Source organism: Alterirhizorhabdus solaris (assembly GCF_007785815.1).
Classification (GTDB): domain Bacteria; phylum Pseudomonadota; class Alphaproteobacteria; order Sphingomonadales; family Sphingomonadaceae; genus Alterirhizorhabdus; species Alterirhizorhabdus solaris.
Genome location: NZ_VNIM01000177.1, coordinates 1 through 3,387, shown reverse-complemented (window position 1 = coordinate 3,387; position 3,387 = coordinate 1). Strand labels below are relative to the sequence as shown.

Below are 3,387 nucleotides of genomic sequence, written 5' to 3'. Positions count from 1 at the left end.
CCCCAGATCGCCACCACCGCCAGCCATGGCCTCCCGCCCGGCCATATCCTGCTGGCGCTGGCGGTGGTGGCGATCTGGGGGACCAACTTCGTGGTGATCCGCATCGCGCTGGACGAACTGCCGCCGCTGACGCTCGCCACGCTCCGCTTCGCCTTCGCGCTGGTGCCGGCGGTGTTCTTCGTGCGTCGGCCGCGGGTGCCGTGGGCGTCGATCGCGGCCTACGGGCTGCTGATCGGTTTCGGCCAGTTCGCGCTGCTGCTGCTGGCGATGAACGGGCGGATCTCCCCCGGCCTGGCCTCGCTGGTCGTCCAGTCGCAGGTGTTCTTCACCATCGGCATCGCGATGTGGCGCTCGGGCGAGCAGGTGCGCGGGTTCCAGATCGGCGCGCTGCTGCTGGCGGTGGCCGGCATCGGCGTGATCCTGGCCCACGCCGATCGCAACGCCACGCCGCTGGGGCTGGCGATGGTGCTGGCGGCGGCGCTCAGCTGGGCGGCGGGCAACATCGTCGCGCGGGAGACCGGGGTGCGTGCCATGTTCGGCTACGTCGTCTGGTCGAACCTGTTCGCGGTGCCGCCGCTCGCCCTGTGCGCGCTGCTGGTGGAGGGGCCGGGCACGATCGCGGCGGCGCTTGCCCACGCCAGCCCCGGGGCGTGGGTGGCGGTGGTGTGGCAGGCGGCCGGCAACACGCTGTTCGGCCTCGTGATGTGGGGCTGGCTGCTGGCCCGCCACCCGGCCGCCACGATCACCCCGATGGCGCTGCTGATCCCGGTGTTCGGCATTGGCACATCCGCGCTGATGCTGGGCGAGACGCTGCCGGCGTGGAAGCTGGCCGCGGGCGCGCTGGTGCTCGGCGGGCTGGCGATCAACGTGCTCTGGCCGGTGCGGCACCGGCTGCCGGGCCTGCCGTGGCGGCGGGGTGCGGCGACCTGACAATACCCGGCACGCGCCCCTAGAGGACGCGGTTCGGCGTGCCCACCTCGTCGAGCACGGTCTCGCGGTCCATTTCGAGCAGCGGCTTGATGAGGCCGTCGCGCAGATCATACACCCAGCCGTGCAGTTGCAGATCGCGTCCGCTGGCGAACGCGCGCTGCACGATGGGGGTGCGGGCCAGCCGGATCAGCTGGTCGCGCACGTTGCATTCCACGAGGCGGTTCACCTTCGTTTCGGCATCGGGCATCGCCGCGATCTCGTCGGCATGGTTGCGGCCCACCTCGCGCACCACCTCCAGCCATTCGTCGATATCGCCGCTGACGCCGCCCTCCATCGCCGCCGTCACGCCGCCGCAGCGGTAATGGCCGCAGACGATGACGTGGTCGATCTCCAGAATCTCGACCGCATATTGCACCACCGACATCAGGTTGCCGTCGCTCTCGGAGACGAGGTTGGCGATGTTGCGGTGGATGAACAACCCGCCCGGCGGCGAGCGGGTGAGCTGGTCGGGCGCGACCCGGCTGTCGGAACAGCCGATCCACAGGAAGTTCGGCTTCTGCCCGGCGATCTGGCGGGCGAAGTAATCGGGATCTTCCTCGGCCTGCTCGGCCGCCCACGCCATGTTGGCGAGGATGAGCTGTTTGTAACCCTTCATGCGAAGCGCGTCTCCGTGAGCGGGGTGCGGACCGGGCGGGGATCGTGATCGGCGGTGTCGCCCTTCACCAGCACGCTGATCCGGCGGAACGGCGCGCCGGCGATGAAGGCGTTGATGATGTCGATATTGTCGAGATCGACATAGCTTGCCGCCGACAGGTCGATCAGCACGTCCTGCCCGTCAGGCACCGAGGCCAGCACCTTCTGCAACTCGTACTTGTGGATGAAGTACAGGTTGCGCCGCGCCCGCACCATCGAGGCGTCGCCCGACGAGACATGGCTGATCGACGGGCGGAAGTTGCGCGCGATCACGAAGACGAAGCCGATGAACAGGCCGATGAGGATGCCGATCAGCAGATCGGTGAACAGGATCGCGGCGATCGTGACGGCGAACGGGATGAACTGCGACCATCCCTTGCCGTACCGCTCGCGGTACAGGATCGGCTTGGTCAGCTTGTAGCCGGTGGCGATCAGGATCGCGGCCAGTGCCGACAGCGGGATCAAGTTCAGCACCAGCGGGATCAGCAACACGCTGAGCAGCAGCCAGAAACCGTGCAGGATGGTGGACAGCCGGCTGCCCGCCCCCGCCCCCACGTTGGCCGAGGAGCGCACGATCACCGAGGTGACGGGGATTCCGCCGAGCAGGCCCGCCACGATGTTGCCGCCGCCCTGCGCCAGCAGTTCCCGGTTCTTGTCCGACACGCGGCGCTTGGGATCGATCTCGTCCACCGCCTTCAGGCTGAGCAGCGATTCCAGGCTGGCGACGATCGCGATGGTGAGCGCGGTCGTCCAGACCAGCGGATTGAGGATGGCGCTGAAATCGGGCAGGCTGAACAGGTTCAGCACCTCCCCCGGCGAACGCGCCACCGGCACCTGCACCAGATGCGAGGGGCGCACCTGCAGCGCCGGCGCGGCCAGCCCCAGCATCCAGTTGGCCAGCACGCCGGCGGCCACTACCACCAGCGGCCCGGGCAACAGCTTGAGCGGTCCGTCCTTGGGCTTGGCCTTGTCCCACCAGAACAGGAACAGCAGCGAGGGGACCGCGATCAGCACCGCCCCCCAGACGAAATCCTCGCGCAGCGCCCGCGCGATCGTGGTCAGCGTGTTGCCGCCGTCCGACTGGAAGAACTTGAAGTCGCCGATGAAATCCCCGTCGTAGCCGATCGCGTGCGGCACCTGCTTGAGGATCAGGATGATGCCGATCGCCGCCAGCATGCCGGTGATGACGGAGGACGGCACGAACTCGGCCAGCACGCCCGCGCGGGTGAGCGAGAAGACGAGCTGGAAGACGCCGGCCAGGCACACCGCCAGCAGGAAGACCTGATAGGTCGGCATCGCCTCGATCGCGGCCAGCACGATGGTGGTGAGGCCCGCCGCCGGGCCGCTGACCGAGAGCGGCGCCCGGCTCAGCGCGCCGACGACGATGCCGCCGACGATGCCCGAGATCAGACCGGCGAACAGCGGCGCACCCGACGCCAGCGCCACGCCGAGGCACAGCGGCAGCGCCACCAGCGCCACCACGATCGACGCCGGCACGTCGTTACGCCAGCTCGCGAAAAAGCCCCGATCCACGCAAGACTCCTGCTCTGCGATCCTGACGGCCATTGTCTCGATACGGGGTGCCCCGGCCAGTTACATTTCGTTTCCGTGCCGAACCGTAATGCCGGCGCGCGGCGGTTGCACTGGCCGTGCGCGGCGCTAGGCTAGGCGGATGAGAGGTTCGTTCGCTCCGCTGGCGCTGCTCTGGCTCGCCCCGTCCGCCGCCTTTGCGCAAGGGGCGCCGCCCTCCCCGCCGCCGGTGGC

At 69.1% G+C, this 3,387-nt stretch carries 3 protein-coding genes; 1 reads left to right on the top strand and 2 read right to left on the bottom strand.

What is annotated here, in order from left to right:
• Positions 1-930, top strand: a 930-nt coding sequence (locus FOY91_RS20915) for an EamA family transporter (protein WP_420822901.1), incomplete at its 5' end; no start/stop codon positions are given.
• Positions 931-949: 19 nt separating this feature from the next.
• On the opposite strand, the gene FOY91_RS20910 is transcribed toward FOY91_RS20915, so the two are convergent.
• Complete coding sequence (locus FOY91_RS20910; RefSeq protein ID WP_145155939.1) at positions 950-1,585, bottom strand: carbonic anhydrase; 636 nt, start codon at positions 1,583-1,585, stop codon at positions 950-952.
• Positions 1,582-3,156: a SulP family inorganic anion transporter gene (locus tag FOY91_RS20905; protein ID WP_238995828.1), complete on the bottom strand. Its 1,575-nt coding sequence runs from the start codon at positions 3,154-3,156 to the stop codon at positions 1,582-1,584. The genes FOY91_RS20910 and FOY91_RS20905 overlap by 4 nt, the downstream gene beginning before the upstream one ends.
• Positions 3,157-3,387: the final 231 nt, after the last annotated feature.